This window comes from Klebsiella sp. MS 92-3, from assembly GCF_000195655.1.
Classification (GTDB): domain Bacteria; phylum Pseudomonadota; class Gammaproteobacteria; order Enterobacterales; family Enterobacteriaceae; genus Klebsiella; species Klebsiella pneumoniae.
This window is the reverse complement of the sequence record NZ_GL882834.1, coordinates 46,112-47,675: the sequence shown is the minus strand read 5'-3', so window position 1 is coordinate 47,675 and position 1,564 is coordinate 46,112. Positions and strand designations below refer to the sequence as shown.

Annotated in this window: 2 protein-coding genes; one reads left to right on the top strand and one right to left on the bottom strand. The window is 58.2% G+C overall.

What is annotated here, in order from left to right; translation table 11 throughout:
- A partial coding sequence (locus HMPREF9538_RS08205) for a DMT family transporter (protein WP_009485724.1) occupies nucleotides 1-864 on the bottom strand: 864 nt, incomplete at its 3' end.
- A gap of 107 nt (nucleotides 865-971) precedes the next feature.
- Here HMPREF9538_RS08205 and HMPREF9538_RS08210 point away from each other — a divergent pair.
- The gene (locus HMPREF9538_RS08210) at nucleotides 972-1,415 is read left to right on the top strand and encodes an Lrp/AsnC family transcriptional regulator (RefSeq protein WP_004152249.1); all 444 of its coding nucleotides are present in this window, start codon (nucleotides 972-974) and stop codon (nucleotides 1,413-1,415) included.
- Nucleotides 1,416-1,564: the final 149 nt, after the last annotated feature.

Here is a 1,564-nt window from a genome sequence, read left to right as displayed (position 1 = left end):
GGGGGGGGGTTTTTTTTCGCCCCAGCCGAGATTATTCCCTGCGGCGGCAAACAGAATAAGCATCCCACCGAGCAATTGCACCGCGGATAACGCATGGTGGAAGACCAGATAGTCAACCACCATCGCCACCAGCGGATAAATAAAGGAGAGCGAACCGGTAACGGGCGTCGGCAGTTTCTGTATCGCGCTATATAAAAGCTGATACATGATCCCGGTATGGACGATGCCGAGGATCAGCAGATAGCGCCAGGGGAAGCTGGCCGTCAATTCGGGGGCATGCACCAGCGGCAGCAGCATCACGACGCCGACGAGAACCTGAATGAAGGCGATATGCTGCGCGGGGAGCGGATGCAGTTTGCGCGCGATGATGGCAGTCAGGGCATAGAAGAATGCCGCGCCCAGCGCCAGCAACACGCCGGTGGTAAGCCCCTCTTCGTGTGCAGGCGTCAGCTCGCTCGACAGCAGGATCACTAGGCCGCCAAAGGCCAGCAGTAACCATCCCCATTTCACGGCGCTGACCCGTTCCCCCAGCACCATCCCCATCAGTACCAGCATAAACGGCTGGGTGTTATAGACCACGGTGGCCATACCGATTGAGATCCGTGAATAGGCGGCAAACAGCAGCAGCCAGTTGACGACCAGCGCCGCGCCGCCAATCACCGCCAGAGCGAGAGTGAAACGCGTTAGCCGGCTGAAGGGCTGGCGGCTTAACACGATAAACACCAGCAGGGTTAGCGCGCCAATCAGGCAGCGCCAGAACACCACATCAGTCACCGGCAAACCAGAGAGCAGCACGAACGCGCCGATCGAGCCGGAGATTATCATTGCCAGGCTCATCTGCCAGACGCCGCGGGTAAGTTGCATTTTTCACCTCCACCATTTTTTAGTTATTGTGCGAAAAACCCTGACAGGGTGATATGGCTGAATTAAGGTAGAAGGGGGGAAATGCCTTTTATAATTAGGTGAAATATATGAATGACGTACTTGATGAAATTGACCGGGCGATCCTCACCTGCCTGACTCAGGATGCCAGAGTTTCGCTCAAGGTCCTGAGCGCGCGGGTGGGGCTGACCTCGCCGAGCACCGCCGAGCGGGTGAAGCGCCTGGAGGAGCGGGGTGTCATTCAGGGCTATGGGGCGCGGGTAAATCTCGCCGCGCTGGGCTATAGCCTGCAGGCGCTGGTGCGGGTCCGTCCGCTGCCTGGGCTGCTGCAGAAGGTGGATAAATATATCCAGGCGATGCCGGAATGTATTGAAAGTGACAAGGTGACCGGGGAAGATTGTTTTGTGATGCGTCTCGTGGTGCGCGATATTGCCCAGCTGGATACCCTGCTGGACGGTCTGGCGGAGTATGCGCAGTGTAACACCTCGGTGGTGAAAAGCTCGCCGGTAAAAAGGCGGTTGCCACCGCTGTGAGTTTTTCCGGAGGCGGTGCTGCGCACCTGTCCGGGCTACCAGACGGCACCACTTGTAGCCTCGCTAAGCGAAGCGCGAGCGATGAGACAGCAGAACAGGTGGCTGAGAGTGCAGGAATGTGTAGCCTCGCTAAGCGAAGCGCGAGCGAT

Excerpts from the sequence above, each read along its gene's own strand:
- HMPREF9538_RS08210 (WP_004152249.1), top strand. The coding sequence starts at position 972 with ATGAATGACGTACTTGATGAAATTGACCGGGCGATCCTCACCTGCCTG.